General features: G+C 33.6%; 25 protein-coding genes. 7 read left to right on the top strand and 18 right to left on the bottom strand.

Annotation, left to right across the window (positions count from 1 at the left end; translation table 11 throughout):
• Positions 1–10: 10 nt before the first annotated feature.
• Positions 11–1,456, bottom strand: coding sequence for an asparagine--tRNA ligase (gene asnS / locus LPB88_RS10740; protein ID WP_230715343.1), 1,446 nt, complete (start codon positions 1,454–1,456; stop codon positions 11–13).
• Between the two features lie 363 nt (positions 1,457–1,819).
• A complete protein-coding gene (locus LPB88_RS10735; protein ID WP_230715342.1) occupies positions 1,820–4,186 on the bottom strand; it encodes an RND family transporter in 2,367 nt (788 codons plus the stop codon).
• A 178-nt stretch (positions 4,187–4,364) separates the two neighbouring features.
• Here LPB88_RS10735 and LPB88_RS10730 point away from each other — a divergent pair, with 178 nt between their 5' ends.
• The 5 genes from LPB88_RS10730 (at position 4,365) to LPB88_RS10710 (ending at position 9,702) form a co-directional block, all read left to right on the top strand.
• The gene (locus LPB88_RS10730; protein WP_089353252.1) at positions 4,365–4,694 is read left to right on the top strand and encodes a multidrug efflux SMR transporter; all 330 of its coding nucleotides are present in this window, start codon (positions 4,365–4,367) and stop codon (positions 4,692–4,694) included.
• Positions 4,695–5,041: 347 nt separating this feature from the next.
• The gene (locus LPB88_RS10725; RefSeq protein WP_230715341.1) at positions 5,042–5,803 is read left to right on the top strand and encodes a sensor histidine kinase; all 762 of its coding nucleotides are present in this window, start codon (positions 5,042–5,044) and stop codon (positions 5,801–5,803) included.
• Positions 5,766–6,485 carry a LytTR family DNA-binding domain-containing protein gene (locus LPB88_RS10720; RefSeq protein ID WP_230715339.1) on the top strand — a complete coding sequence of 240 codons (720 nt, stop codon included), beginning with the start codon at positions 5,766–5,768 and terminating at the stop codon, positions 6,483–6,485. The genes LPB88_RS10725 and LPB88_RS10720 overlap by 38 nt, the downstream gene beginning before the upstream one ends.
• A gap of 114 nt (positions 6,486–6,599) precedes the next feature.
• Positions 6,600–8,870, top strand: a complete 2,271-nt coding sequence (locus tag LPB88_RS10715; RefSeq protein ID WP_230715337.1) for a cation:proton antiporter — start codon at positions 6,600–6,602, stop codon at positions 8,868–8,870.
• 457 nt (positions 8,871–9,327) lie between these two features.
• Complete coding sequence (locus tag LPB88_RS10710; RefSeq protein ID WP_230715335.1) at positions 9,328–9,702, top strand: hypothetical protein; 375 nt, start codon at positions 9,328–9,330, stop codon at positions 9,700–9,702.
• A 609-nt stretch (positions 9,703–10,311) separates the two neighbouring features.
• Here the strand turns inward: LPB88_RS10710 and LPB88_RS10705 are convergent.
• The 4 genes from LPB88_RS10705 to LPB88_RS10690 all read right to left on the bottom strand — a co-directional run bounded on the left by LPB88_RS10705 (position 10,312) and on the right by LPB88_RS10690 (position 13,591).
• A complete protein-coding gene (locus LPB88_RS10705) occupies positions 10,312–10,488 on the bottom strand; it encodes a hypothetical protein (protein ID WP_230715334.1) in 177 nt (58 codons plus the stop codon).
• A 268-nt stretch (positions 10,489–10,756) separates the two neighbouring features.
• On the bottom strand, positions 10,757–11,716 hold the full coding sequence (locus LPB88_RS10700; protein ID WP_230715332.1) for a lipid A deacylase LpxR family protein: 960 nt from the start codon (positions 11,714–11,716) through the stop codon (positions 10,757–10,759).
• The gene (mtgA, locus tag LPB88_RS10695) at positions 11,706–12,479 is read right to left on the bottom strand and encodes a monofunctional biosynthetic peptidoglycan transglycosylase (RefSeq protein ID WP_230715331.1); all 774 of its coding nucleotides are present in this window, start codon (positions 12,477–12,479) and stop codon (positions 11,706–11,708) included. Before mtgA ends, LPB88_RS10700 begins: the two co-directional genes overlap by 11 nt.
• Complete coding sequence (locus LPB88_RS10690) at positions 12,479–13,591, bottom strand: FAD-binding oxidoreductase (protein ID WP_230715330.1); 1,113 nt, start codon at positions 13,589–13,591, stop codon at positions 12,479–12,481. The genes mtgA and LPB88_RS10690 overlap by 1 nt, the downstream gene beginning before the upstream one ends.
• Before the next feature lie 328 nt (positions 13,592–13,919).
• Here LPB88_RS10690 and LPB88_RS10685 point away from each other — a divergent pair, with 328 nt between their 5' ends.
• On the top strand, positions 13,920–15,821 hold the full coding sequence (locus tag LPB88_RS10685) for a S9 family peptidase (RefSeq protein WP_230715329.1): 1,902 nt from the start codon (positions 13,920–13,922) through the stop codon (positions 15,819–15,821).
• Between the two features lie 180 nt (positions 15,822–16,001).
• Positions 16,002–18,443 carry a hybrid sensor histidine kinase/response regulator gene (locus LPB88_RS10680; RefSeq protein WP_230715328.1) on the top strand — a complete coding sequence of 814 codons (2,442 nt, stop codon included), beginning with the start codon at positions 16,002–16,004 and terminating at the stop codon, positions 18,441–18,443.
• Here the strand turns inward: LPB88_RS10680 and LPB88_RS10675 are convergent.
• The 12 genes from LPB88_RS10675 to pdxA all read right to left on the bottom strand — a co-directional run bounded on the left by LPB88_RS10675 (position 18,440) and on the right by pdxA (position 26,874).
• Positions 18,440–19,786, bottom strand: coding sequence for a sigma-54 dependent transcriptional regulator (locus LPB88_RS10675; RefSeq protein ID WP_230715327.1), 1,347 nt, complete (start codon positions 19,784–19,786; stop codon positions 18,440–18,442). The genes LPB88_RS10680 and LPB88_RS10675 overlap by 4 nt on opposite strands.
• Before the next feature lie 128 nt (positions 19,787–19,914).
• Complete coding sequence (locus LPB88_RS10670) at positions 19,915–20,211, bottom strand: PepSY-like domain-containing protein (protein WP_230715326.1); 297 nt, start codon at positions 20,209–20,211, stop codon at positions 19,915–19,917.
• Between the two features lie 15 nt (positions 20,212–20,226).
• The gene (locus LPB88_RS10665) at positions 20,227–20,523 is read right to left on the bottom strand and encodes a hypothetical protein (RefSeq protein WP_230715324.1); all 297 of its coding nucleotides are present in this window, start codon (positions 20,521–20,523) and stop codon (positions 20,227–20,229) included.
• A 28-nt stretch (positions 20,524–20,551) separates the two neighbouring features.
• Complete coding sequence (locus LPB88_RS10660) at positions 20,552–20,842, bottom strand: hypothetical protein (protein WP_230715323.1); 291 nt, start codon at positions 20,840–20,842, stop codon at positions 20,552–20,554.
• 41 nt (positions 20,843–20,883) lie between these two features.
• Entirely contained in the window at positions 20,884–21,180 is a 297-nt protein-coding gene (locus tag LPB88_RS10655) for a hypothetical protein (protein WP_230715321.1), read from the bottom strand.
• 72 nt (positions 21,181–21,252) lie between these two features.
• Complete coding sequence (locus LPB88_RS10650; protein ID WP_230715319.1) at positions 21,253–21,549, bottom strand: hypothetical protein; 297 nt, start codon at positions 21,547–21,549, stop codon at positions 21,253–21,255.
• A 282-nt stretch (positions 21,550–21,831) separates the two neighbouring features.
• Positions 21,832–23,178: an acetyl-CoA carboxylase biotin carboxylase subunit gene (gene accC / locus LPB88_RS10645; RefSeq protein ID WP_026983588.1), complete on the bottom strand. Its 1,347-nt coding sequence runs from the start codon at positions 23,176–23,178 to the stop codon at positions 21,832–21,834.
• Positions 23,179–23,288: 110 nt separating this feature from the next.
• Entirely contained in the window at positions 23,289–23,777 is a 489-nt protein-coding gene (gene accB / locus LPB88_RS10640; protein ID WP_230715317.1) for an acetyl-CoA carboxylase biotin carboxyl carrier protein, read from the bottom strand.
• 23 nt (positions 23,778–23,800) lie between these two features.
• Complete coding sequence (locus tag LPB88_RS10635) at positions 23,801–24,799, bottom strand: beta-ketoacyl-ACP synthase III (protein WP_230715315.1); 999 nt, start codon at positions 24,797–24,799, stop codon at positions 23,801–23,803.
• A gap of 172 nt (positions 24,800–24,971) precedes the next feature.
• Positions 24,972–25,166, bottom strand: coding sequence for a 50S ribosomal protein L32 (gene rpmF, locus LPB88_RS10630; RefSeq protein WP_007137315.1), 195 nt, complete (start codon positions 25,164–25,166; stop codon positions 24,972–24,974).
• Between the two features lie 9 nt (positions 25,167–25,175).
• Positions 25,176–25,718 (bottom strand): DUF177 domain-containing protein, encoded by a 543-nt coding sequence (locus LPB88_RS10625; protein WP_230715313.1) that lies wholly within the window; start codon positions 25,716–25,718, stop codon positions 25,176–25,178.
• Positions 25,719–25,824: 106 nt separating this feature from the next.
• Positions 25,825–26,874 carry a 4-hydroxythreonine-4-phosphate dehydrogenase PdxA gene (pdxA, locus tag LPB88_RS10620; protein ID WP_230715311.1) on the bottom strand — a complete coding sequence of 350 codons (1,050 nt, stop codon included), beginning with the start codon at positions 26,872–26,874 and terminating at the stop codon, positions 25,825–25,827.
• Positions 26,875–26,929: the final 55 nt, after the last annotated feature.

The following is a 26,929-nucleotide window of genomic DNA, read 5'->3' as shown; positions in this document are numbered from 1 at the left end:
ACTTTTTTTATTAAAATTCTGCGTTACCCGGAGTTCTCGGGAAAGGAATTACATCTCTAATGTTTGTCATTCCAGTTACAAACAATACCAAACGCTCAAATCCTAATCCGAAACCTGCGTGAGTCGCTGATCCAAATCTTCTGGTGTCTAAATACCATGATAATTCTTCTTCGTCGATTTCAAGAGCTTTCATTTTTTCGATCAAAACATCGTAACGCTCTTCTCTTTCAGAACCACCAACGATTTCTCCAATTCCAGGGAAAAGGATATCCATTGCACGAACTGTTTCTCTTCCAGGCTCTGTATTATCATTCAAACGCATGTAAAAAGCTTTAATGTTTGCCGGGTAATCGTATAAAATTACCGGACATTTAAAGTGCTTCTCAACCAAGAAACGTTCATGTTCTGATTGTAAATCAGCTCCCCATTCGTTGATGATATAGTTGAATTTTTTCTTTTTATTTGGAGTTGAATCTCTCAAAATATCAATTGCTTCAGTATAAGAAACACGTTTGAAGTTGTTCTCCAAAACGAAATTTAATTTCTCCAACAAAGGCATTTCGCTTCTGTCCGCTTGAGGTTTTGATTTTTCTTCTTCAATAAGTCTTCCTTCCAAGAATGCCAAATCATCTTTACAATTGTCTAAAGCATATTTTATAACATACTGAATAAAATCTTCAGCCAAATCCATGTTGTCATCAAGGTCGTTGAAAGCAACTTCTGGCTCAATCATCCAGAATTCTGCAAGGTGACGAGAAGTATTTGAATTCTCAGCTCTAAAAGTTGGTCCAAAAGTATAAATCTGACCCAAAGCCATTGCAAAAGTTTCTCCTTCTAATTGTCCCGAAACCGTTAAGTTCGTTTCTTTTCCAAAGAAATCTTCTTTATAGTTTACTTTTCCGTCCTCAGTTCTTGGCGTATTGTCGAAAGGCAAAGCCGTAACTTTAAACATTTCTCCAGCACCTTCAGCATCAGATCCGGTAATAATTGGCGTATTTACATACACAAATCCTTTTTGTTGAAAATAGTTGTGAACCGCAAACGACAATACCGAACGCACGCGCATAATTGCTCCAAAAGCATTTGTACGAACACGTAAATGTGCATTTTCTCTTAAGAATTCTAAAGAGTGTTTTTTAGGCTGCATTGGGAATTTCTCCGCATCAGAATCTCCTAAGATCTCCAATTTATTCACCTGAATTTCATATTTCTGACCCGCACCTTTACTTTCGATCAAAGTACCAATCACAGAAATAGCAGCTCCGGTAGTAATTCTTTTTAAAGTTTCATCCGGTGTATTTTCAAAATCAACAACACATTGTATATTATTAATGGTAGAACCGTCATTAAGCGCGATGAACTGATTATTTCTAAATGTTCTCACCCATCCTTTTGCATTAACCTCCTGAAGCGTCGTCGTACTGTTTAATAAGTCTTTAACTTTTGTGTGTTTCATTTTATATATAATATTGAAATTAAATTATTTGTTGTGTAATAACTGCAAATATAAACGATAATAATTAAAATTAGAAGCTGTTTCCCGCTATCCGCTATATCTTTTTCTTTCTAAAGAAGTAAGAAAAAGGGTACTCCCTAAGTTTCGGGACTATCAGGGCTCGGCGCTAGTTTCCAAAAAGAACCGATTATTTTCATTTTTGTCATTCCGAGGAACGAGGGATTTCCGCAAGTAATTCCGCGACTAAAAGCCAATCTTTGTAGAGCTTCTCGCGGAGATTTCTCCTTCATCGAAATGACAAGTTTGCGTTCAAACTTTGACAAAGATTATATGTTTAATTCGTGAATTCGTGGCGAAAAAAAACTAATCTTCCAGCCCTTCTAAATCCTCTTTCTTCGCTTTCTTTTTCTCAAAAGTCAGAACCAAAGCCGGTAAAACCAATAAATTAGCAAACATTGCAAACGCCAATGTACAAGAAATTAATCCTCCAAGAGCAATCGTTCCGCTAAAACTAGAAAGCGTGAAAGTAGCAAATCCTAAAATTAAAACTACCGAAGTATAAAAAGTACTAATTCCGGTTTCTCTCAAAGCACTGAAAACAGATTTTTTCACCTTCCCGTTACTTTGTATTAAATCATGTTTGTACTTTGCCATAAACTGAATCGCATTATCGACCGAGATTCCAAACGCTATACTAAATACTAAAATTGTAGACGGCTTTAACGGAATCCCGAAATAACCCATCAATCCAGACGTAATACAAAGCGGCAAAACATTCGTAATTACCGATGCAAAAACCATTTTGAATGATCTGAATAAATAAAGCATCAAAATCGCAATTACCAAAATCGCAAAAATCAGCGATTCGATTAAGTTGTCAACCAAATAAGATGTTCCTTTCTGGAAAACCAATGCTTTTCCGGTAACGGTAACCTCATAACGATCTTTAGGAAAGATCTCATCAATTTTATTGTGTAATTTTTTCTCGACTTTCGCCATTTCATGCGTCCCAATATCTTTCATGAAAGTTGTGATTCGGGCATATTGTCCAGTCGAATCTACATACGCTTTCATTAGATTGTCTTTACTATTTTTTGTTGCATTCTTAGCATACGTCAAAATAAAAGCTTGTTCCTGCGCAGTTGGCAATTGGTAATATTCAGGATTTCCGTTATAATAAGCCTGTTTCGAATATTTAACCAAATTCACCACAGAAACCGGTTTTGACAATTCCGGAAGACTTGCAATTGTGTTTTGCAACTCATCCATTTTTCGCATTGTCGATAATTTCATAACACCTTTTTTATGTTTGGTGTTAATCATTATTTCGAGTGGCATTACACCGTTAAATTCTTTTTCATAAAACAGAATGTCTTTATAGAAAGAAGCGCTTTTTGGCATTTCACCAATTAAACTTCCTGAAACTTTCATTTGCAAAACTCCAATTATACTAAAAACCAATAACAATCCATAAATAGTATAGATTACTTTTCGTTTGTATTTCACCACATTCTCTACAAAATCCAACAAAGTCGAAATGTAGGTTTTAGTCAAATGGTACAAATGTTTTTCTCCCGGAACTTCCATAAAACTGTACACAATTGGCACAATTAAAAGCGTCAATAAATAAACCGAAATCACGTTGATCGAAGTCACTAAACCAAACTCAAAAAGAAGATCGTTTCCTGTAATCATAAACGTCGCAAAACCTATCGCCGTTGTCAAATTCGTCATTAAAGTCGAAACTCCAATTTTTGAAATAATACGTTGTAAAGCCTTTGCCTGATTGTTGTGCAATTTTATTTCCTGCTGGTATTTATTGATCAGGAAAATACAATTCGTAATACCAATTACAATAATTAATGGCGGAATAATAGCCGTTAAAATCGTTATTTTATAATGAAATAATCCAAGTGTCCCAAAAGACCAGATTACACCAACAAGTAAAATACAAATGGATAAAAATGTTGCTCTATACGAACGGAAAAAGAAAAAGAAAATCAACGAAACGGTGAATAAAGCCGCGCCAATAAAGAGGCCTATTTCGCCTTTCATATTATCAGCATTAATTGTTCTGATGTATGGCATTCCCGAAACTTTCAAATCGATTCCGGTAGTTTTCTCAAATTTATCGATCTTCGGAACCAAATTTTCAAGGATAAAAGTTTTTCTTTCGGCCGTATTTACAAGCGCTTTATTAATGTAAACCGCTGAACGAATACTACCGCTTTCTTTATTATACAATAATCCTTCGTAAAAAGGCAGATTATGAAATAAATCGTATTGTACCTTTTTTAAATATTCAGGATCAACCGCTTTACTCTGATCTATAAACGGAGCCAGAACAAATTTTTCGTTAACGGTATCTTTTTCCAGTTTTTTCAAATCATTTAAAGAAACTACTAGATCAACTTCTTTAGACTTTTTTAAACCCGTCATTAATTCATTCCAGGCTGCATAATTTTTTGGAGTAAAAAACTTAGGATCCTGAAAACCAATTACAACAAGATTCCCTTCTTCACCAAATTTGTCAAGGAATTTTTGATAGTCTTTATTCGCGATATGATTTTTAGGAAGCAAATTCGCTTCAGTATAGGTCATAGCAAGGTTTTTCCATTGGTAACCAAGGAAAATTGTCAGAGCTGAAACCCCAACGAGTATCGCAATTCTATTTTTAAGTATGATTCTGGCTAATTTTTCCCAAAATCCAACTTGTACAGCGTTTTTCATAAATTCTTTAAAATGGATGCAAATGTAGTGAAAAGTGCTCGAAATCATAAATATTCGGCTCGTTTTTACTGTTTGTTAACACAATTGATATTCTGATTTTTAGGAAAAATTAGATCTTTTATACAATCCTACGTTAGCTTTTCTCATATTTGTACTTAAATTTAAAAATGAAACGAAAATGAACTGGATTTTATTAATAATTGCAGGACTTTTTGAAGTTGCATTTGCTTCCTGTTTAGGCAAAGCCAAAGAAACAACAGGAATACAATCTACTTACTGGATGATTGGCTTTTTTGTTTGTCTTTCGATTAGCATGTTTTTATTATACAAAGCCACGCAGGTTTTGCCAATTGGAACCGCTTATGCCGTTTGGACAGGAATTGGCGCCGTTGGAACTGTTTTGGTTGGAATATTAATTTTTAAAGAACCGGCAACTTTCTGGAGAATATTTTTTCTTTCGACTTTAATTGCTTCAATTATTGGGTTGAAGTTTGTTTCTAGTCATTAAGAAATATTGCCCGCGGATTTTACGGATTAAACGGATTTACACCGACTTAATTTATTTTAAATTAAATAAAAAAATGTTCTCGCAGATTTTGCAGATTAAGCAGATTATTTAAATTTTAAATTCGTGAATTCGTGGCAAAAAAACAATACGCAGATTTTGCAGATAACAGATTTATAGGATTTCTTTTTACGATCAAAAATAACAAACACAAACAGCGTAAATCCGTTTAATCCGCAAAATCCGTGGGCAAAAAAATAGCACGCAGATTTACACAGATTTAAGCAGATTTATAATAATTTTAATTCGTGCTTTTTCGTGAAATTCGTGGCAAAAAACTTTACATAACAATGCAAGAAAACAACACTATCACTTTTATTTTTCTGGCAATTCTTTTATTGCTAATTGTCATTATCTGTTTTTTAATGTATCAACTATTGCAATTCAAAAAAGCAAAAGATGATGCCGAGAAGAGTTTTTATGCACTCGAAATGAAGGTGAATGATTTGCAGTTAGAAACTTTAGAATCAAAACTGAATCCGCATTTGTTTAAGAATATCCTGAATTCGATTCAGTCACATGCTTATCAGACTTATTTTGCTTTGGATAAACTGGCGAATGTTTTGGATTATATTTTATACGAAAGCAAAAAGAAATTTGTTACCGCCAAAGAAGAAATTGATTTTGCCCTGAATTTAATCGAAATCAACAAAATCAAAATCAGTCCGCTTTTTGAATTAAAGATCAAAACCAATATCAATAAGGACGACAAATTATACGAACAACCTTTATTGGCACCTTTAATTTCGATCGATTTAATCGAAAATGCCTTTAAACACGCTGATTTGCAAAGTGCCGATGCTTTTATATCAGTAGTTTTTGAATTTAAAGACAATGCTTTTTTTATGACTGTTTCGAACAAAATATCCGATAAAAAAGTATTAAAAAAAGAACGCAGCGGTTTTGGCCACACCACTTTAGAACACAGATTGCGTATTATATATAAAAACAATTTCAAACTTGATAAATTCGTAGAAAACGACATTTATATCGCCCATCTTAAAATAGATTTACTTGAATACAAAACTGAAATGCTTGCTACTGGACGATGAGTTACCAGGATTAATGTACCTAAAAATGCTTTGCGAACAAATTCCAGAAGTCGAAATCGTAAAGACCTTTAATAATCCTGAAAAACTCCTTGCCGAAATCCCGAATCTCGATTTTGATTTACTAATATCAGATATCGAAATGCCGGGAATTGATGGTTTGCATCTGGCAGAAATGCTGGATAATAAATTAGTTATTTTCTGCACGGCTTATAAAGAATACGCCGCCGATGCTTTTAACATCGACGCAGTAGATTATATCACAAAACCGGTAAAACTGGAACGTTTGCAAAAAGCAATCTCAAAAACTCTTGAACGTTTTGAAAAACCCGATGCGTCCAAAAAATTCACACAATTAAATACCGATAAAGGTAAAACCTTATTGTATTTTAATCAGATTCAGTATATCAAAACAGCCGTTAGTGATAGCCGCGACAAAACAGTTCTTTTGGTTGACGGGAGTTTTCTAAACCTGAAAAACGTAAAATTTGACACCCTCTTAAGCGAATTACCTGATGCTGATTTCTGCCGAATAAACAAAAAAGAAATTGTCGCCGTAAAAGCAATTAAGTTTTTTAATCATAACGAAATTGTATTGCATCATTTAGAAAAAAATGATAAAAATAGTACGCTAATTTTAAGCGAAACGTATCGTTCTGACTTTTTGAAAAAGGTAAAATTATAACTTATTACAAAGTTTTTCGGACTTGTTACATACATTGAAAATTAGGTTTAAAATTCCTTTTTCACTTAAATCTCAGTGCTGATATTTGTAGCATTAAAATCTAAAAAACGAGTTATGAATAACATTAAAAACTCCTTATTTTACATTACTGTTATTGGTGGTTTCACCGCTTTAATATATTGGGTAATTTCAAAAGGTGCTGCACTTGAAGTGGGACGTGGAATTATAAAGAAAAAAATCGAAAGCAATCATTGGAATGACTTCATTCATTCCATGGTCGAAAATCTGCAACATCCTCTAGCAATTTTACTGGCTCAGATCGTTACTATTATTTTAGTGGCACGTTTATTCGGATGGTTTTTTAGAAAAATTGGACAACCATCTGTAATTGGCGAAATGATTGCAGGTATTGTTTTAGGACCATCATTGGTCGGAATGTATTTTCCTGAATTCTCACACACTTTATTCCCAAAAGAATCTTTAGGAAACTTACAGTTTTTAAGCCAAATTGGTTTGATTCTTTTCATGTTCGTGATTGGAATGGAATTGGATTTGAAAGTATTAAAAAACAAAGCACATGATGCTGTAGTAATTAGTCATGCGAGTATCGTAATTCCTTTTGCTTTGGGATTAACTTTAGCTTATTTTATCTATCATACTTTTGCGCCGGTTGGAGTTGAATTTGCTTCCTTCGGATTATTTATGGGAATCGCCATGAGTATTACAGCGTTTCCGGTTCTTGCCCGAATTGTACAGGAACGAGGTTTGCAAAAAACAAGGCTAGGAACCATCGCCATCACTTGTGCTGCTGCAGATGATATTACAGCTTGGTGTATTCTTGCAGTTGTAATCGCGATTGTAAAAGCGGGTTCATTTACAAGTGCTTTATATGTTATAGGTTTGGCTATTTTGTATGTAATTGTAATGCTAAAAATAGTTCGTCCGTTCCTCAAACGTGTTGGAGATTTAAATTCAACTCGCGAAAGTTTAAACAAACCAGTCGTAGCAATCTTTTTCATCACGCTTTTATTCTCAGCGTATGCTTCTGAATTAATCGGAATTCATGCTTTATTTGGCGCTTTCTTGGCTGGAGTAATTATGCCGGAAAACAACAAGTTCCGAAATATTTTTATAGAAAAAGTCGAAGACGTTGCCATCATTGTTTTATTGCCTTTATTCTTTGTATTTACAGGTTTACGTACACAAATTGGTTTATTGAACGATCCTTATTTATGGAAAGTTACAGCAGTAATTATTGCCGTTGCCGTAGTTGGAAAATTCTTTGGAAGTGCTTTTGCTGCAAAATTTGTCGGACAAAGCTGGAAAGACAGTTTAGCCATTGGAGCCTTAATGAATACACGTGGTTTAATGGAATTAGTAGTTCTAAACATTGGTTATGATTTAGGTGTTTTGTCTACCGAAATTTTCACTATGATGGTTATTATGGCTCTGGTAACCACTTTTATGACAGGCCCTGCACTGGACTTTATCGGATTTATTTTTAAAGATAAAATAACCGCAATTCCGCAGGAAATTGGCAATAAAAGCAAATACAAGATTCTACTTTCTTTCGCAACGCCTGAAAAAGGAAAAAAATTACTTCAAATTGCTAATAGTTTAGTCAAAAAACAAGGTGATAATTCGATTGTAACTGCAATGCATCTTTCTTTAAGTACCGAAATACATTCGTTTGACATCAAAGATCACGAACGAAAAATGCTGGTTCCGGTTATTGAAGAGTCAGAGCGTTTGAACCAAAATATGGTAAGCGTTTTTAAAGTCACAAATGATATTGATACTGATATTATTGACACGGCAAACCAAGGCGAATACGATTTATTATTAGTTGGCTTAGGTCAATCTATTTTTGACGGAACTTTACTGGGGAAAATCCTTGGCTTTACAACCCGAATCGTGAATCCGGATCGTTTGATCGATAAGTTTACCGGAAAAGAAGGTTTATTCGAAAATTCTCCTTTTGACGAAAGAACACGTCATATCATTGCAAAAAGCAGAATGCCTGTCGGAATTTTTATTGACAAAGAACTAGAAGAAGTAAATCAGGTTTTCATGCCGATTTTCAGTAAAGAAGATGCTTTTTTAATAGAATATGCCAAAAAGTTAATCAATAATAACGGCTCACAAATTACAGTTCTCGACGCAAGTGGCGAAGTAAAAAATACTCGTGATATTCAGGAAACAATTCGCTCAATAGAACAAATTGCACCAAACCACATCATGATTATGCACGACAGAACTCTTAAAAAAGAATTCTTAGAAAGTCAGAACTTAATGATCATAAGTCTTGACAGCTGGAAAAAACTAATAGAATCTCAAAGTACATGGCTAAACAATACGCCATCTGTTTTGATTTTGAAACCTTAAGTTTTAAAATCCAATCATTTTAAAATCCCAAATTCCAAATCTGTTTCGATTGGCATTTGGGATTTTTATTTTTTATTCAGGAGCAGAAAATATAGTTTTCAGAAGACCACTTGTCCCGCTTTCCACTATATCTTTTTCTGTCCGCCGCGGCGGAAGAAAAAGGATACCGTTTCAATCGGGGCTAGATTAGAAGTTTTAGTTTTTATAAGAACTCTTTTTCGCAGTTACTCCCCACAAATCATAGCATAATAAACCTTAGAACAAACTCTTAATAATAAAAAAACCATTTAGTCCATCCTTATTACTAAAACCCATTTTCCCATTTTACTTATTCTTAATTTTATGTAAAACTCACAACATTATAACACAATTTAAAGTTAAATCTTACATATTTGCTAGTCGAAAAATATTTAAATAGTAGTTTTTACTTACATTTGGCAAATTAATATTAAATAAAATGAAAATAAGAAAGATAATTTTTGGACTATTATTAATTGCTTTAGCTTCGTGTTCTTCTAGTGACGAACCTGGTGCTTTTTATCCGCCTTCGTGGGTACAGGGAACATGGAAAGAAAACACCTCTGGCGACATTCTAACTTTTACAAAGCACGATATAACATATACTTCGAATGACAAGACAGTTTCATTTAATAAGCAATATTATAAACTCGCCAGTAGCAGCATTCAAGTAATTTCGGAAACTTCAGATTATTACATTTTTGATTGTATCCCAATTAAAGAAAGTATGCCTATTCGATTTAATTTTGCAAAAACATCAAATACCAAAATGGAATCAAGAGGAAACTTACCCGGAAATTTTACAAAACAATAAGTAAAAACTACTTCGACAAATACTCAAAAGCTGTGTGAAGTCTCCCGACTTTATACCGTTCTAATACGTCACCTATCATCTTCAATCCCGTGCGTTAAAACTTTTTTTGCTTGTAGTTGTCGCTACGAATTCCGAAGACTTTGCGAAGCAGATAAAAAAATATCTCGGAGAGATTATAGGTTGGTAGAAAGAATCAGCCATCCACCCACAATTAAGTCCTGTAGGGACTACACCTAAAATGGAGTGTTTTATTATATAAATATATAGTCCCTACGGGACAAATTTTTATTTTATGGTATTTTTTTCTACCAACATTTTTCTCCTAACGGAGAATATCATGAGAAGTTTTAGTTTTTGTACAATCTTGTCATAATCGTTACGGGCACAAGCGGGACGCTTGCGCAAACGAGTGGCTTTTTTTTGATTTAATAATTCAACTGCTATGTTGTTAAAACTATATTTGCTTATCGTTGTCGCTACGAAGTCGGGAGACTTTACAGAGCGAGGGTGCAACGAAGTCTCCCCCTTTCGGATCCGGTATTCTCCACAAAAATAAAACCCTTGTAAAACTAAATTTACAAGGGTTTTACTTTTTTATTTAAATGATTCTTACTTCTCATTTGCCGAGTCATCAGGGTCTATTCTATCTTTTACAGTTTTTTTGAAATCATTATTCAATAAATCTGTCAATTTCTTTTTCTCTTTCTTATTTTTTCTGATTGTCAGTACAATTAGAATAATTACTAGTACTGCCACAATCGCTATTACAAACCAATTAATTCCCATAGCTTAAATTTTTACTTAAAGTTAAGAAACTATAAATAAACTCTGTATTATCAAAAAGTTAAGTATTACATTTTAAGCAAAAATTATCCTGATAGAGCTATAACTTTTGAAAAATATCTCTTTAAACGGTATCATTACTTTTTTATATATCAAAAATCTTAAAAAGAGAATATTTACAAAACTTCAAAAACCAAAATACTTTCATTCTTAAAGAAATTCATTGTAATTGCAATATTAATATTTACTATAACTTATGTATTGAAACACTTTACTTCAACAAATACCCCAATCGAATAGAACCATAAAAATAACCCGTATTAGTATCTGTAATATCATTAGGTTCCACTTCTCGGCCTCGGTAGATAAAAGAATAGGATAAATTCCAATTATTATGGCGGTATTTTAAACCAAATTCGGCATTAAAGCGCCACGGAGTTATATCAAAAGTTAACGGACTTGTCTTATTAAATAAACTTCCCTGAATTGTAGCGTCATAAAATTGGTAATTAACACTTGGAATTGCATAGAAATAAAACTCTCTGATATTGTATTGCGGTGCTGAGCTTACAGAAGCATCGTGTAAATTCGAGTCATATATTGGCAATAATCTCTTGAAACCAACTCGGGCTAAAAGTCCAGTAGAAACTCCCGTAAAAATAGTTCCCAGATTACCTTCTGACTGAAAATGAAGATCTACAAAATCATTGTGTTTATTCGGGAATAATTTCTTTGAATATAAAACATGCGCCTGAACTCCAAACGCATTATGCAACTGATTTTCCCAGCCGTAAACATTTTTATAACCAATAAGATGATGAAAACTTTCCTGAGTTTCTCTGCCCAGAGCATTTGGCCCCATAAAACCCAATTGAAAATCAGTCTTTAAAACCGATTCACTTTTATAGAAAAAACTTCGTCCGGCCTCGGCAAAAAGATAAGCCGTAAACGGGCGATCATTTTCGTAGACCGATTCTTCATTAATAAATCTCGGATTATAAATATATTGTCCGATACGAAATTCGGTGATTTTTTTATTAATCTTTTCGTTGTTATTCTTGGACAGAAAGCGATAGAAAAATTCCAAGCCATTGGTATAATACATATCATTTTTAGATGAAGTGTATAAGTCATTATCGGTAATAAGACCAATTTCTTTAGTTTTTGCTTGTCCAAAAATCAAAGTTGATGACAATATCAGGAACGCAAAAAAAGCTTTTTTACTTCGCATTATAATTTATTTTTCCAACAGCGCGCATCTCACGAACGATTCTTTCTTTACGTCTGTTAATATAACTTGAAGATCCAGTTGCTTTAAATTTTCTTGGATTTGGCAATATTGCAGCAATTCCTGCAGCTTGCATTGGTGTTAAACTCGAAGCGTCACGACGGTACCAATGTTCGGTCGCAGCGTATGCACCGTAAACACCATCGCCCATTTCGATACTATTCAGGTAAACTTCCATGATGCGTTCTTTACCCCAGATAATCTCAATCAAAACGGTAAAATAAGCTTCTAATCCTTTTCGCAAATAGCTTTTCCCCTGCCATAAAAAAACATTTTTGGCGGTTTGTTGCGAGATGGTACTTCCGCCACGAATTCGGCGGCCGCGTTCGTTGCTTTTATACGCTTTTTGCAATGCTTTAAAATCAAAACCATTATGTGATAAAAAAGTTCCGTCTTCACTTGCAATTACCGCTTTTTGAAGATTCATCGAAATCTTATCGATTGGTTCCCAGTCGTGATCAAAATAAACTTCTTTCCCTGCCATTTTATTTTCGATTGCACGAATAATCATTAAAGGCGTAAACGGTACTGGAACATATTTAAAAAACACTACAGATGCGATCGAAACTCCAAAAAACCATAAACATGCTTTTATAAAAAACCATTTTACTTTTTCGCCAAAAGAGCGATTGCCCTTTTTCGAAGCTGGTTTTGATTTACTTGCGGTTGTAGTTTTTTTTGGTGCTGGTTTTTTGGTTGCTGCCATTATATTAAATCTGCTAATTCTGTTCCTACTAAACTGCCAATTGCCACACCCATTCCGCCTAAACGCACTCCACAAAACACGTTTTCAGACAGTTGTGCAACAACAGGGCTTTTACTATTTCCAACTCCCATAATGCCACTCCAACGGTGTGCAATCTGGAAATCCTGATTTGGTAAAATTACATTTTTAAGTAAATCCTCCAATTTATTTTGCACAATTTTCGTCTGACCAAATTCGGTTGTGTTTTCAGTTTCAAAATCAAGATTTCGTCCGCCACCAAGCAAAATTCTATCCCCTATATTTCTGAAATAATAATAACCTCTATCTAAATGAAAAGTGCCTTTAATATCTAAATTTGGGATTGGCTCCGTAATTAAAACCTGTGCTCTTGCTGGCTGAACGGCTCCTTTTGTCAAAGTACTCGCAAAACCATTTGTAGCAAAAAGCATTTTATTGGATTTAAAACTAAAATCATTCAAAACGATTTCGACTTCATCCCCCAAATCAGAAAATGCCGTTACCGTTTGTTGATTGAGAATTAAAATATTTTCAGAAACGGCTTGTCGTAACAATTCCTGCATCATATTTCCGGTATCAATCTGCGCTTCAAACGGGTTAAAAATTAAATAATCCTGAATATTTCCAAACCCGAATCGGTCTGTTTCTTTAGTAAAAACATCGGCTTTAAAAAGTGGTTTTAAAATTTCGTTTATAAAGGACAATTTCGAAATACATTCTCCAAAACCAAGTTCATCTTCTTTCAAAAACAATTCATATCCGCCATGAGGTTTAAAATCAATGGCCGAATCTCCCAATCTTTTTCGGAGTAATTGCAAACCTTTCCAACGTTTCTCAATCAAGTTAACGACATCTTCTTCTGAATGTGTTTTTAGATCGTCCATAATTTCAGAAAGACTTCCAAAACAGGCAAAACCGGCATTTTTGGTACTTGCGCCTTGTGGCAACATTCCTTTTTCTAATACTAGAATTTTTGCAGCCGGAAATCTTTCGCGCAAGCGTAATGCAGCGTGCAATCCTACAATGCCACTTCCTACAATCGTATAGTCAACATTTGTAAACCAATTTTTAAGTTCCCAGTAACTCAATTCCATTTGTCAATTTTTTATAAAAATACTGATTTTTTGTACCAAAAAATAAATTTCAATTTTAAAATTCCAAATTCCAAAACTTAGTTTTAAACGTATTTTTATTTGCCACGAATTCACGAATTTTCAAGTTAATTCGTGAATTCGTGGCGGTTCTTTGCCTAAAAAAATAGAACTTAAAATTTTATCTCAATGTCAAACTGAGCGCCCTCACGCTTCGGATAACAAAATGATTTATAAAAGAGGGTAACTTTTAACAATAATTGGGATTTGGAATTTAAAGATTGGAATTTAAAAGTTGTATTTTTAGCCTCACGAATTATAGAATTTTATTATGAAAAAAGTATTATTTACAACCTTAATAATGATGAGTTTAAACGCCATTGGACAGAATGTAATGTCGCCAGAATTGTTATGGAAATTAGGAAGAGTCAGCGCGCTTGGACTTTCAAAAGATGCGAAAAATGTTGTTTTCAAGGTTTCTACTCCTTCTGTAGAAGAAAACAAATCGCATTCTAAATTTTACACTATACCTGTAAACGGTGGAAATGCAACTGAAATCAAAGACACAAAAGAAGTTTTGGCTGACAAAAATGTTTCGCCTGACGGAAAATTTTTAGTGTACAATGAAGAAGTAAAAGTTGACAAAGTTTTGGGTAAAGATTATTATCCGAAGTTAGACAAATCAGAAGTTCAAATTTATGATGGTTTAGATTACCGTCATTGGGATACCTGGAATGAAGGTAAATTCAATCACGTTTTTTACAAAGAAAATAAAGACGGTTCAACTGGAATTGACATCTTAAAAGGTGAAAATTTTGATTCTCCTCAAAAACCTTTTGGTGGTGACGAAGATTATATCTGGTCTCCTGACGGAAAAAGCATCTTGTATGTTTGCAAGAAAAAAGCAGGAACGCAATATGCGATTTCTACGAACACAGATATTTATGAGTACAACTTAGAAACTCAAAAAACTACAAACAGAACCGAAGGTAATTTAGGTTACGATACTGCACCACAATTTTCTCCAACAGGAAACCTAACTTGGCTGCAAATGAAACGTGATGGTTATGAAGCTGATAAAAACGATATTATTGTTGATTTTAAAGGTATCAAAACGAACCTAACTGCAAACTGGGATGGTACTGTAGATAATTTTATCTGGAGTAAAGATGGTAAAAATGTATTTTTTGTGGCTCCGGTTGATGGAACAAAACAACTTTTTACGGTGAACTTTCCAGGATTAACAAGAATCGCAATTCAGGTTCGTCAATTGACAAATGGTGATTTTGATGTTAATGATTTAGTTGGTTTTGTTGGCGACGATATTATTGTTACCCGAAATGATATGAATCACGCTGCGGAGATTTTTTCTTATAATTTGAAGAAAAACACCTGGAAACAAATCTCAAACGTAAATACAGAAACGTACAAAACTCTAGCGCTTAGCAAAACTGAGAAACGTTATGTTACAACTACTGACGGCAAAAAAATGTTGGTTTGGGTAATTTTACCTCCAAATTTTGATGCTTCTAAAAAATACCCAACGTTATTATTCTGTCAAGGCGGGCCACAATCTGCGTTGACACAATCGTATTCTTTCCGTTGGAATTTTTCGTTAATGGCTGCTAAAGGTTATGTGGTGGTTGCGCCAAACCGTCGTGGAATGCCAGGTCATGGTGTTGAATGGAACGAACAAATTAGTAAAGATTGGGGCGGACAGGTTATGGACGATTACCTTTCTGCGATTGACGATGTATCTAAAGAAAGTTATGTTGACAAATCTCGTTTAGGTTGCGTTGGTGCAAGCTACGGAGGATATTCTGTATTTTATTTAGCTGGAATTCACAAAAACCGTTTCAAAACTTTTATCGCTCACGATGGTGTTTTCAATACCGTTAGTATGTTGGGAACTACTGAAGAAGTTTTCTTTAACAACTGGGATTTTGGTGGTGCTTACTGGGAAAAAGACAATGCAGTAGCTCAAAAAGCTTACACTACTTTTAATCCTGCAATTTTAGTTCAAAACTGGAATAAACCAATTCTAATTGTTCAGGGCGGGAAAGATTTCCGTGTGCCAATTGGACAAGGACAAGAGGCTTTTCAGGCTGCGCAATTAAGAGGAATCAAGAGCCGTTTGGTTTATTTCCCAGATGAAAATCACTGGGTTTTAAAACCACAAAACGCTCAGGTTTGGCAAGGTGAATTTTTTAAATGGTTAGAAGAAACGCTTTAATCCAATAAATTAAGATAAAAATAGCCGTAGATTTTATATAATCTGCGGCTATTTTGCTTTTTAGGCCTTCGAATTATGTAACAGATTAACCGTGTTTTCTCTTTTAAAAACGGTTTTTTTTGAATAAATTGCAGTGAATTCCTCATTAAAAAAACTTCCAAAATTCTACTACCACAATCTATGGAGAGCAAAAAAAGTTATACAGCACTAAAAGTCCTCTTCAGCTATGTTGCATTACTGGCTTTGGTTGTTACGGTGGGATGGTTTTTATATTCTGAAAATGTAGTTTACAATAAGTTAGAAGATAAAATTGCATTCGAAAAAACCAAAATTTTAAGAGTCAGTAAATTATTCTCTAATGTTTACAAAACAGAGAGTCTGGCCCGAAAAACAATTCAGACAAACTCAGAAAGCGACTTTAAAAGTTATCTTACCGAAACAGATTCCTTAAAATCCAGAATCGATACTTTAAAACAAATTGTTACGACCCAATATCAAAAAACATTATTAGATAGTGTTACCTATTATTTGTCTGAAAAAACCAAAAATATTCAGCAATTAAAAACCATAAAGAATAAAGCTGACGACGAAGTTTCAGTAAATACTGCTATTGATGAAATTACCAAAATGGAGTTTAAACTCCGTAAATTAGAACTTCAGGATTTCACTAAAAACCCAAACCAATTAGGTAGTTATCAAAAAAATGTCCTTCAGAAATATGTTGATTATCTCAATCAAAATATTCCTGACGACAGCACCAATACATTAAGTAAACAAGCTTCTGATTCTATTTTGGCAAATTCTAAAAAACTTTTGAGCTCTGTAAAAATGCGTGCCGAAAAGAAAAAAGAGTCATTAAATTTCCAGGAAAACAAATTATTAAAAAATGAAATTGCAATCTCTGAACAACTCCGAAAGGTACTTCGGATTATTGAGAGAGAAATTATCATTAACTCGATAAAGAACAATTCCTTAAAAGAAAAATCTCTTAAAAAAGTCAACGAAATTGTGACAGCTTCGGCTATTATTGGTTTAGTGCTGACTTTGTTTTTCTCTATTTTAATTGTGAGTGATTATTCTAAATCGCAATTGTATAAAAAACAGCTTGAAATTGCCAATTTCAAAACTAAAAACCTGCTTAAAAGCCGCGAACAACTGATCTCGACCGTAAGTCATGATTTAAAAACGCCGTTGAGTACAATTGTTGGTTATTCCGAACTTTTAGGCAATTCTGATGTGAATACTAAACAATCTTATTTTATTAAAAACATCAAAAATTCTTCCGAATATATTACACAATTAGTCCAGGATTTACTAGACTTTTCTCAAATTGAGGCGGGAAAAATTTCTATTGAAAAAGTTCCTTTTCTTTTGCCAGAAATTATTGAAGAAGTTGCCAAAAGTATTCAAACGGTTTACAAACAAAAGAACATCGACCTTATTATTAATGTCGATGAAAAACTGAATTCGAGAATAGTTGGTGATCCGTTTCGATTGAAACAAATTCTAAGCAACATTATTGGAAATGCTTATAAGTTTACAGAAGAAGGCTTTATAAGAATCAGCGCTTTTATCTCTGAAGACAATCAGTTTTTCACAATTACAATTGAAGATTCAGGAATTGGAATTGAAAAAGTAAATCAGAAATTAGTTTTTGAAGAATTTGCTCAGGCGAATGAAAACATCGAAAAGAAATACGGAGGAACCGGTTTAGGATTATCAATCTGCCAGAAAATAATTTCTATTTTAGGTGGAAATTTACAACTTGAAAGTATTTTTGGGAAAGGAAGTACTTTTAAGATTCAGCTTCCCTTATTGTTTGATACCAGCCAGAATTTAATTTCAGAAATTAAAAAACCGATTTCGCGAGAAATTAAAAAACAAACTTTTATTGTTCTTGACGATGATACCAATCTTTTGAATTTAACAAGCGGTGTTTTAAAACAAGAAGGTCATCATGTATTATCGTTTAATAGTGCGAATAAAGCTTTAGAAGCGATTAAAACTACTTCTTTTGACTTTGTAATTACTGACATTCAAATGCCGGAAATGGATGGTTTTACATTTCTTGAAAAATTAAAAAGTTCCGAAAATACAACTTATAAAAATCAACCCGTAATTGCTTTAACAGGAAGAACTGATTTGGAATTTTCGGTTTATACTGAAGCCGGTTTTACAACGGTAATGAAGAAACCTTATTCGCCAAAAGTATTATTGGAAACAATTGGACACATTTTTGAAAACGACGAATTACCGAATACCGAAATTATAGAAAATGACGAGAATACTTCCTTGCAATTGTTCTCCTTAAAAACCCTGAATGAATTTTTAGGCAACGATAATACCGCATTAAAAGAAGTTTTAAAATCGTTTCTGGAAAGCAGTACCGAAAATTTGACTTTTCTTGAAAATGCTATTAAAGAAAAAAACAGAGACGAGATTAAATCTATTGCTCATAGAATTGCTCCAATGTTCAAACAAATTGAGGCACAAGAAATTGGCAATATTCTTAAAAAACTAGAGCAAAACGATTTTGAAATTTCTGAAATGAAAAGTGTTTTTAAAGATTTAAAAGCAAAAACTAACTTGCTTTTCGAAGCCTTAAAACAGGAAATAGCTTAATCTATATTATATTGCTTTAGCTTGTTATAAAGTGTCTTTCTGGTAATCTTCAACAATTTTGCAGCTTCAGATTTGTTATTCTTTGCTTTTGATAAGGCATGAATAATCGCTTCTTTTTCGTTTTCTGATAATGAAAAACTGCCGTTGTTATTTTGTTGTTTTTGAATCTGAAAAAATTCCGCTGGCAAAACATCACTTTCGATGTAATTCCCTTGAGTCAAAAGTGTAGAGCGTTTGACACAATTTTGCAGTTCACGCAGGTTTCCAGGCCAATTGTAGTTTTGAAAAATTGTAACTACTTCCGGTGAAAATCCAATAATCTCTTTATTTAATTGCTGATTGGCTTTTTCCAGAAAATAATCGGCAAAAACCATTAAATCTTCGTCACGATCTTTTAATGACGGTGAAAGGATTGAGAATTCATTGATTCTATGGTATAAATCTTCTCTAAAATCGCCATTTTTTACTGCTTCACGTAAATCTTCGTTTGTAGCGGTAATGATCCTTATATCGACGTTAATCTCTTTATTACTTCCAACGGGTTTTATTTTTCGTTCCTGAAGCGCTCTCAATAATTGAATTTGGTTTTCATACGAAAGGTTTCCTATTTCATCCAGAAAAATAGTTCCGCCATTTGCAGCTTCAAAATAACCCATTTTATCACTTATTGCACCTGTAAAAGATCCTTTTAAATGTCCGAAGAATTCACTTGCTGCTAATTCCTTGGGAATCGCTCCACAATCGACTGCAATAAAATTATTGTTTTTTCTGGTACTTTGCTGGTGAATGCTTTTGGCAATAATTTCTTTTCCGGTTCCGCTTTCTCCAATAATCAAAACCGACATATCCGTTGGACTTACCAAATGAATATGATCTAAAAGTTTTTTAGAAGCAACAGAAATTCCTTTTACAAATTCATTTTCCGTAGCAACTGGTTTTTTATTGGATTTCTTTTCTTTTACCGGAATCTCTTCTTCTGCTTCTGAATTTTTCAAAGCATTGGTAATTACCAATAGAACCTCATCTGGATTGAAGGGTTTCGAAATATAATCAGCAGCGCCATTCTTGATCGCTTTTACGGCTGTATTAACATCTGAATAACCTGTCATAAGGATAACAGGAATATGAGGGTGAGAAATTTTAAATTCAGACATAAGTCCAATACCATCAGAATCAGGCAAACGAAGATCTGTCAAAATCAAATCAAACGATTCGTTTTTGATTGCTATTTTGGCTTCTGTAGCTGAGAAAGCAATAGTTACTTCGTATGCTTTTTTTACTAGAAATTTTTCTAATAATTTACAAAACGAAATATCATCTTCTATCAGTAATATCTTTGACATTTGTTTTTAGGGACTTTTTTGCTAAAATAATACTAATAAAATTGTCTTTTCACAAAATTATGCAAAAAAAAAGAGATTGCTATAAGCAACCTCTTTTTTACCAAAAACATAAATCTAATTTCACCTAATTATATCTTCAACCAGTTGCCATTGACATCTGAATATACAGTAGCCTTCTGGTCACCAACCGATATTTCTAATTTGTATTCTTTCTTTTCGTTAACAAACGCTTTGTCCAGTTTTGCACCGGGATAAGCAGTTTGTAAAGCGGTTTTTACAGCAGCGGGTACAGCATCTGCACTAACTTCGGTATATTCGGCTTGAATAGAAACAGTCATTTTTGCTTGCTCAGGAGTTGCCGGCGTACTTGCGTAAATTGACAAACTTCCCAGAGCGATCGCTGCTGATAAGATTAACTTTTTCATAGTGCTCTTTTTTAATTATTTTTTAATGATGGTTCCTGAAGCATCTGTAAATACAGTATACTTTTTGTCTCCACTTGAAATTTCAAGTTTGTATTGATCTTTATCGTTTTTATACGCTTTTTCAAGTTTTGTGTTTGGAAAAGATTTTTCGATAGTCGATTTTACAGCTGCAGGAACAGCATCTGCACCAATTTCTTTATACTCGTCCTGAACGATTACTGACTGAGTCATTGAAGTTTTTACTGCCGGAGTAGTAGCCTGAACTGATAAACCTCCCAAAATGATTGCTGCTGATAAGATTACTTTTTTCATAATAAATAGTTTTTATAGTTAGTTTAAATTATTTCTTAAGAATATTCCCCGAAGCGTCTGTATAAACAGTAGATTTTTCGCCTCGAACTACGATTTCAATTTTATACTCTTTCTTTTCGTTTACATAAGCTTTCTCCAATTTTACACCTGGATAAGCATTGTCAAGAGCTGTTTTGATCGCTGCCGGAACAGCATCTACTTCTTTATATTCATCCTGAGCATTTACTGATTGCAACACTGAGTTGGTTACAATAGTATTTGCTGCCTGCATTGACAAACTTCCTAAAACGATAGCTGCCGATAAGATTAACTTTTTCATAATAATAGTTTTTAAGGGTTAGTCCTTATTATTTAGTCTTATTATTTTTTAACCCAAGACCCATCAGCGTTAGCATAAAGAGAACCTACTTTGTCTCCTACTGTTACACTTAACTTATACTCTGATTTAGCATTCTTGAATGCTTTAGAAAGAACTGCGTCAGGATATGCTTTTTTAAGAGCATCTGTTACTGCAGTTGGAACTTCTTCTAATTTAATTTCAGTGTACTCGTCCTGAATTGAAATTGTTTTTACGATTGTATTTGAAATTGGAGAAGTTGATGCAAATGATGTTAAACCTCCCAAAACGATTGCGGCTGATAAAAATAAATTTTTCATGATAGTTGTATTTTAGTATTCTTAATTTGAGTCTAATATTGCTAATTTGAATCTTCACGAGAATCGACGGGATTATTTTTTAATCCAAGTCCCATCTGCGTTAGCAAAAAGATTTCCTACTTTGTCACCAACTGTAACATCTAATTTATATTCTGATTTTTCGTTTTTGTATGCCTTTGTTACAACAGCAGTTGGATATGCTTTTTTCAAAGCTTCAGTAATTGGAGCTGGTATTTCTTCCAATTTAATTTCAGTGTATTCATCTGAAACTGTTACAGTTTTTACAATATTGTTTGTTATTGGAGAAGTTGAAGCAAATGAAGTTAAACCTCCTAAAACAATTGCGGCTGATAAAAATAAATTTTTCATAATAGTATATTTTAATTATTTAATAGTTGTTTACGCTTTAGATAATGAAATTATTATGCCGTTACCTAAACAAGAACTCTTAAACCTAATAAACCCTTATTTTTAAAGGCCTTAACTAAAATATGCTAAAATTTAAAATTGTAAAAAAGTGTATAATCCTTTAGAAAAGTGTGTAAAAAATATACAATAAAAGTGTTTACCTGAAAGAAAATTGTAAACCTGTAGAATTAAAATATGGCGTGAAATAAAAAAGGCTGTCAAAAAATTGACAGCCTTTTATAATTATTCTATTGGATTCATTTTAAAAGTATCCATAAATGCAGTTGTATAATCTCCTGCAATATATCTTGGATCATCCATTAATTGTCTATGGAAAGGTATTGTAGTTTTCACACCTTCGATCACAAATTCATCAAGAGCTCTACGCATTTTACTAATAGCCTCTTCTCGAGATTGTGCTGTAGTAATTAACTTAGCGATCATTGAATCGTAATTTGGCGGAATACTATATCCTGAATAAACATGAGTATCTAAACGAACTCCGTGTCCACCTGGCATATGAAGTGTAGTAATTTTTCCTGGTGAAGGACGAAAATCATTATAAGGATCTTCGGCATTAATACGACATTCGATTGCGTGTAATTGTGGCAAATAGTTTTTTCCTGAAATTGGAATTCCGGCTGCAACCATAATTTGCTCACGAATCAAATCATAATCAATAACTTGTTCTGTGATTGGGTGCTCTACCTGAATACGTGTATTCATTTCCATGAAATAGAAGTTTCTGTGTTTATCCACAAGAAATTCTACAGTTCCAGCTCCTTCGTATTTAATGAATTCAGCAGCTTTTACAGCAGCTTCTCCCATTGCAGCACGCAATTCGTCAGTCATGAAAGGTGAAGGTGTTTCTTCAGTCAATTTTTGGTGACGACGTTGTACAGAGCAATCTCTTTCAGAAAGGTGACATGCTTTTCCGTATGAATCTCCAACAACCTGAATTTCGATATGACGTGGTTCTTCGATAAGTTTCTCCATGTACATTCCGTCATTTCCAAATGCAGCGGCAGCTTCCTGACGTGCACTTTCCCATGCTTTCAATAATTCATCTTCTTTCCATACAGCACGCATTCCTTTTCCACCACCACCAGCGGTAGCTTTAAGCATAACCGGGTAACCAAATTCTTTAGCTAACTTTTGTGTTTGTTCGAAAGATTCTAATAATCCGTCAGAACCTGGTACACATGGAACTCCCGCAGCTTTCATTGTAGCTTTTGCAGAAGCTTTATCTCCCATTTTATCAATCATTTCAGGAGCGGCACCAATAAATTTGATTCCGTGTTCCTGACAAATTTTTGAGAATTTAGCATTCTCAGAAAGAAATCCATAACCTGGATGTATTGCGTCTGCATTTGTAATTTCTGCAGCAGCAATTATATTTGACATTTTCAAATACGATAAGTTACTTGGAGGGGGACCAATACAAACCGCTTCATCAGCAAACTTAACATGTAAACTTTCTGCATCGGCTGTAGAGTAAACTGCTACAGTTTTGATTCCCATTTCCTTACATGTACGAATTACACGAAGTGCAATTTCTCCTCTATTCGCAATTAATATTTTTTTAAACATCTTATTTTAATTAGATAATTAGACAATTTGATAATTAGATAATTTTAGATGATTAACAAAATTTCTATTGTGAACCAATCTAAAAACTAAAATCTAAAATCTAAATTTATTTATGATGGATCAACTAAGAATAAAGGTTGGTCAAATTCTACAGGAGACATATCGTCAACAAGAATTTTTACAATTTTACCTGAAACTTCTGATTCAATTTCGTTGAATAATTTCATTGCTTCAATTACACAAAGAACATCACCTTTTGCAATAGTACTTCCTACTTCAGTGAAAACCGGTTTGTCTGGAGATGGTTTTCTGTAAAAAGTTCCAATGATTGGAGATTTTATAGTAATGTATTTAGAGTCTTCAGCTGGAGCTGATGCTTCAGTATTTACATTTACAACAACCGGAGCAGTTTGTTGTGGAGCAACTGCTTGTGGCAACGCAGCCTGAGCTGGTAATTGTTGTACATAAGTAGTTTCAGTTACATTTCCTTCTAAAGTTGTTCTGATAGTGATTTTCACATCATCCATTTCTAACTTTACCTCTGCAACTCCCGAATTTGCTACAAATTTGATTAGGTTTTGAATTTCTTTTAAATCCATAATGATTTGTTTTTAGTTTTAATTTATTTCTTATCGTAAGCCCATTTTAGGTAAATAGATCCCCAAGTGAATCCACCACCAAAAGCAGCAAAAATAATATTATCTCCTTTTTTTAATAAGTGTTCAAAGTCGCTTAACACTAAAGGCAAAGTAGCCGAAGTTGTATTACCATATCTTTCAATATTCATTAATACTTTTGATTCTTCAAGTTCCATTCTGCTGGCAGTAGCATCGATAATACGTCTGTTAGCCTGATGTGGCACTAACCAGTTAACATCTTCATTTGTCAAATTGTTTCTTTTCAAAATCAATTCGCTTGCATCTGCCATATTAGTTACAGCATATTTAAAAACGGTTTTTCCGTCTTGAACAATGTTATGTTGTTTGTTTTTTACGGTCTCTTCAGTAGTTGGTATTAGAGAACCTCCGGCAGAAATTTTAAGAAAATCACGTCCTACCCCGTCGCTTCGCAAGTATTCGTCTTGTAAACCTAAGCCTTCATAATTTGGTTCGAATAAAACAGCTCCTGCTCCATCACCAAAAATAATACAAGTTGCTCTGTCTGTATAATCTACAATTGATGACATTTTATCGGCACCAATTAATAATACTTTTTTGTATCGCCCTGACTGCACATAAGCTGCAGCAGTTGACATTCCGTATAAGAAACTTGAACACGCCGCTTGCAAATCATAAGCAAATGCATTAGTGGCTCCAATTTCTGTTGCAACATAAACTCCTGTAGAGGCTACTGGCATATCTGCAGTAGCTGTTGCCATTATAATCATATCAATCTCTAACGGATCAATATTGGCTTTTGCTATTAAATCCTGCGCTGCTTTTATAGCAAGAAACGATGTTCCTTTATCAGCATCTTTAAGAATCCTTCTTTCTTTAATTCCGGTACGAGTAGTAATCCATTCGTCATTGGTATCGACCATTGTTTCTAATACTTTGTTCGAAAGTACAAAGTCAGGAACATAAGCTCCAACAGCGGTAATTGCGGCTGTGATTGTATTCATTATATTCTATTATTTCGTTTCAAATATCGCTATTTGAAAAATTTTTAAAAGACTTGAAAATTACAAAAAAAAACGAAATGAATTTGTATATATTTTCTTAAAAAAAGAAAATTATAACCAACAAAAAAAACTCTCACTATGTGAGAGTTCTAGTATCATTTACAAAAACGTATTAAGCAACCGCTACAGATTTATCGATAACAACTTGCCCTCTGTAATACATTTTACCTTCATGCCAGTAAGCTCTGTGGTATAAATGTGCTTCTCCAGTAATAGGACATGTAGCGATTTGAGCTACAGTAGCTTTATAATGTGTTCTTCTCTTATCTCTTCTTGTTTTCGAGATTTTTCTCTTAGGATGTGCCATTTTACTATATTATTTATCCGTTAATAGTTTCTTTAATTTGTCCCAACGCGGGTCAATATCTTCTTCTTGTTTACTCTCTTCTTTTTCTTCTTTGACTTTTAATTCATTCAGTTTTGCTAAAGCTTCACTTTGTAAAGTACCATCTTTCACTCCTGGATGAACTCGTTTTAGCGGTACCGAAAGTGCAATCATTTCATAAATGTATTGTTCTACATCTATTTCATGCTCTCCATGTGGTAAGATCAACAACTCTTCGTTATCATTATTGAATTCATCTCCAAAGCGAACAATTAATTTCATTTTCCCTTTTATAGGAAGATCAAAATCTTCGCCTGTTAGATCACAAGGTACATTTACGGTTCCTTTGTGTTTGAATTCCAACTCTAACATGTTGCTTTTCTTATCTAAAACTAAACTCACTTTGATATCCGAGCTTTGAAATTCGTCGTAATCAAAGTTCTCAAAGAACGTGTTACTTATTTGATACTCAAAATGGTGTTTTCCTAGCTTTAATCCTATGAAAGGAATTAAAAATTCTTTTGTTTTGCTCATTTCAACATCAATTTGACCAATTCGTATCTAAAACTCAGATATCTGAATTGGGGTGCAAAGATATAAAATTATTATAAAACTAATAATCTTATTCACCTTTTTTTGTTTATAACTGTTTTTCTTTTATTTTAAGAGGTTTTTGACTAATCTCCTCATACTGATTACGCGAGTTAAAAATATCAATCGCAAGATAAATCGCCTCTTTAAATGAATTAAAATCTGCCACGTCTTTTCCAGCAATATCGTATGCTGTACCATGATCCGGCGAGGTTCTAATCTTATTTAAACCTGCTGTATAATTAACGCCTTTCCCAAAAGACAATGTCTTAAAAGGAATTAATCCCTGATCGTGGTATGTTGCTACAATAGCATCATATTTCTCATATTGACTGTTCCCAAAAAAGCCATCAGCAGGAAAAGGTCCAAAAACCATTGTTCCGGCATCAAATATTTTCTTTAAAGTCGGCTTCAAGATCAAATCATCTTCTTTCCCTATTACACCACCATCACCTGCATGTGGATTTAATCCTAAAACAGCAATTTTTGGTTTTACGATACTAAAATCCTGAATTAATGATTTTCTTATTGTTTCAATTTTTCTTGTGATTAATTCTTCCGTCAAATGCGAAGAAACTTCACTTAAAGGAACATGATCTGTCAATAAACCAACTCTTAGATTGTCCTGAACCATCATCATTAAAGCATTACCTTCTAATTCCTGATCCAAATAATCTGTATGTCCGGGAAATTTAAATCCTTCTGACTGAATATTGTATTTATTTATTGGAGCCGTAACTAAAACATCAATTGCTCCATCTTTTAAAGCTTTGGTTGCTGCCACAAAAGACTTCACTGCATATTCGCCAATTTTTTCATCATTTTTCCCCAGATTAATATCAACCCCTTCTTTCCAAAGATTAAAGACATTTAATTTTCCCGGCAAAACCTGATCTAATTTATCAACTCCATGAAATTGAACTGTTGAAGTAAAACTTTTTTTAACGAAAGAAAGTATTTTGGCGTTTGCAAAAATAACTGGCGTACACATTTCTAACATGCGGGAATCCTCGAATGTTTTCAATATAACCTCGCTTCCAATACCGTTTAAATCTCCAATTGAAATTCCAACAATTATATTTTCTGCTTTTTTATTCATGAGCTCAGCTTATTTATTACTAATTTTGATGTGCAAATTTAGTAAAATAAAACAA

Origin of the sequence: Flavobacterium sp. JAS, assembly GCF_020991455.1 — a bacterium.
In the GTDB taxonomy this organism is placed as follows: domain Bacteria; phylum Bacteroidota; class Bacteroidia; order Flavobacteriales; family Flavobacteriaceae; genus Flavobacterium.
Note: the sequence above shows the minus strand (reverse complement) of the source record. Positions and strands in the feature narration are given on the sequence as shown.

Bases quoted from the DNA above. Each gene is read 5' to 3' on its own strand.
- accC (WP_026983588.1), bottom strand. From the start codon at position 23,178: ATGTTTAAAAAAATATTAATTGCGAATAGAGGAGAAATTGCACTTCGT.
- pdxA (WP_230715311.1), bottom strand. From the start codon at position 26,874: ATGAATAAAAAAGCAGAAAATATAATTGTTGGAATTTCAATTGGAGAT.
- mtgA (WP_230715331.1), bottom strand. From the start codon at position 12,479: ATGGCAGCAACCAAAAAACCAGCACCAAAAAAAACTACAACCGCAAGT.
- LPB88_RS10660 (WP_230715323.1), bottom strand. From the start codon at position 20,842: ATGAAAAAGTTAATCTTATCGGCAGCTATCGTTTTAGGAAGTTTGTCA.
- LPB88_RS10725 (WP_230715341.1), top strand. From the start codon at position 5,042: ATGCAAGAAAACAACACTATCACTTTTATTTTTCTGGCAATTCTTTTA.
- rpmF (WP_007137315.1), bottom strand. From the start codon at position 25,166: ATGGCACATCCTAAGAGAAAAATCTCGAAAACAAGAAGAGATAAGAGA.
- LPB88_RS10710 (WP_230715335.1), top strand. From the start codon at position 9,328: ATGAAAATAAGAAAGATAATTTTTGGACTATTATTAATTGCTTTAGCT.
- LPB88_RS10670 (WP_230715326.1), bottom strand. From the start codon at position 20,211: ATGAAAAAGTTAATCTTATCAGCAGCGATCGCTCTGGGAAGTTTGTCA.
- LPB88_RS10665 (WP_230715324.1), bottom strand. From the start codon at position 20,523: ATGAAAAAAGTAATCTTATCAGCAGCAATCATTTTGGGAGGTTTATCA.
- LPB88_RS10715 (WP_230715337.1), top strand. From the start codon at position 6,600: ATGAATAACATTAAAAACTCCTTATTTTACATTACTGTTATTGGTGGT.
- LPB88_RS10700 (WP_230715332.1), bottom strand. From the start codon at position 11,716: ATGCGAAGTAAAAAAGCTTTTTTTGCGTTCCTGATATTGTCATCAACT.
- LPB88_RS10635 (WP_230715315.1), bottom strand. From the start codon at position 24,799: ATGAATACAATCACAGCCGCAATTACCGCTGTTGGAGCTTATGTTCCT.
- LPB88_RS10735 (WP_230715342.1), bottom strand. From the start codon at position 4,186: ATGAAAAACGCTGTACAAGTTGGATTTTGGGAAAAATTAGCCAGAATC.
- LPB88_RS10690 (WP_230715330.1), bottom strand. From the start codon at position 13,591: ATGGAATTGAGTTACTGGGAACTTAAAAATTGGTTTACAAATGTTGAC.
- LPB88_RS10650 (WP_230715319.1), bottom strand. From the start codon at position 21,549: ATGAAAAATTTATTTTTATCAGCCGCAATTGTTTTAGGAGGTTTAACT.
- LPB88_RS10625 (WP_230715313.1), bottom strand. From the start codon at position 25,718: ATGAGCAAAACAAAAGAATTTTTAATTCCTTTCATAGGATTAAAGCTA.
- LPB88_RS10705 (WP_230715334.1), bottom strand. From the start codon at position 10,488: ATGGGAATTAATTGGTTTGTAATAGCGATTGTGGCAGTACTAGTAATT.
- accB (WP_230715317.1), bottom strand. From the start codon at position 23,777: ATGGATTTAAAAGAAATTCAAAACCTAATCAAATTTGTAGCAAATTCG.
- asnS (WP_230715343.1), bottom strand. From the start codon at position 1,456: ATGAAACACACAAAAGTTAAAGACTTATTAAACAGTACGACGACGCTT.
- LPB88_RS10675 (WP_230715327.1), bottom strand. From the start codon at position 19,786: ATGTCAAAGATATTACTGATAGAAGATGATATTTCGTTTTGTAAATTA.
- LPB88_RS10655 (WP_230715321.1), bottom strand. From the start codon at position 21,180: ATGAAAAATTTATTTTTATCAGCCGCAATCGTTTTGGGAGGTTTAACA.
- LPB88_RS10685 (WP_230715329.1), top strand. From the start codon at position 13,920: ATGAAAAAAGTATTATTTACAACCTTAATAATGATGAGTTTAAACGCC.
- LPB88_RS10730 (WP_089353252.1), top strand. From the start codon at position 4,365: ATGAACTGGATTTTATTAATAATTGCAGGACTTTTTGAAGTTGCATTT.
- LPB88_RS10680 (WP_230715328.1), top strand. From the start codon at position 16,002: ATGGAGAGCAAAAAAAGTTATACAGCACTAAAAGTCCTCTTCAGCTAT.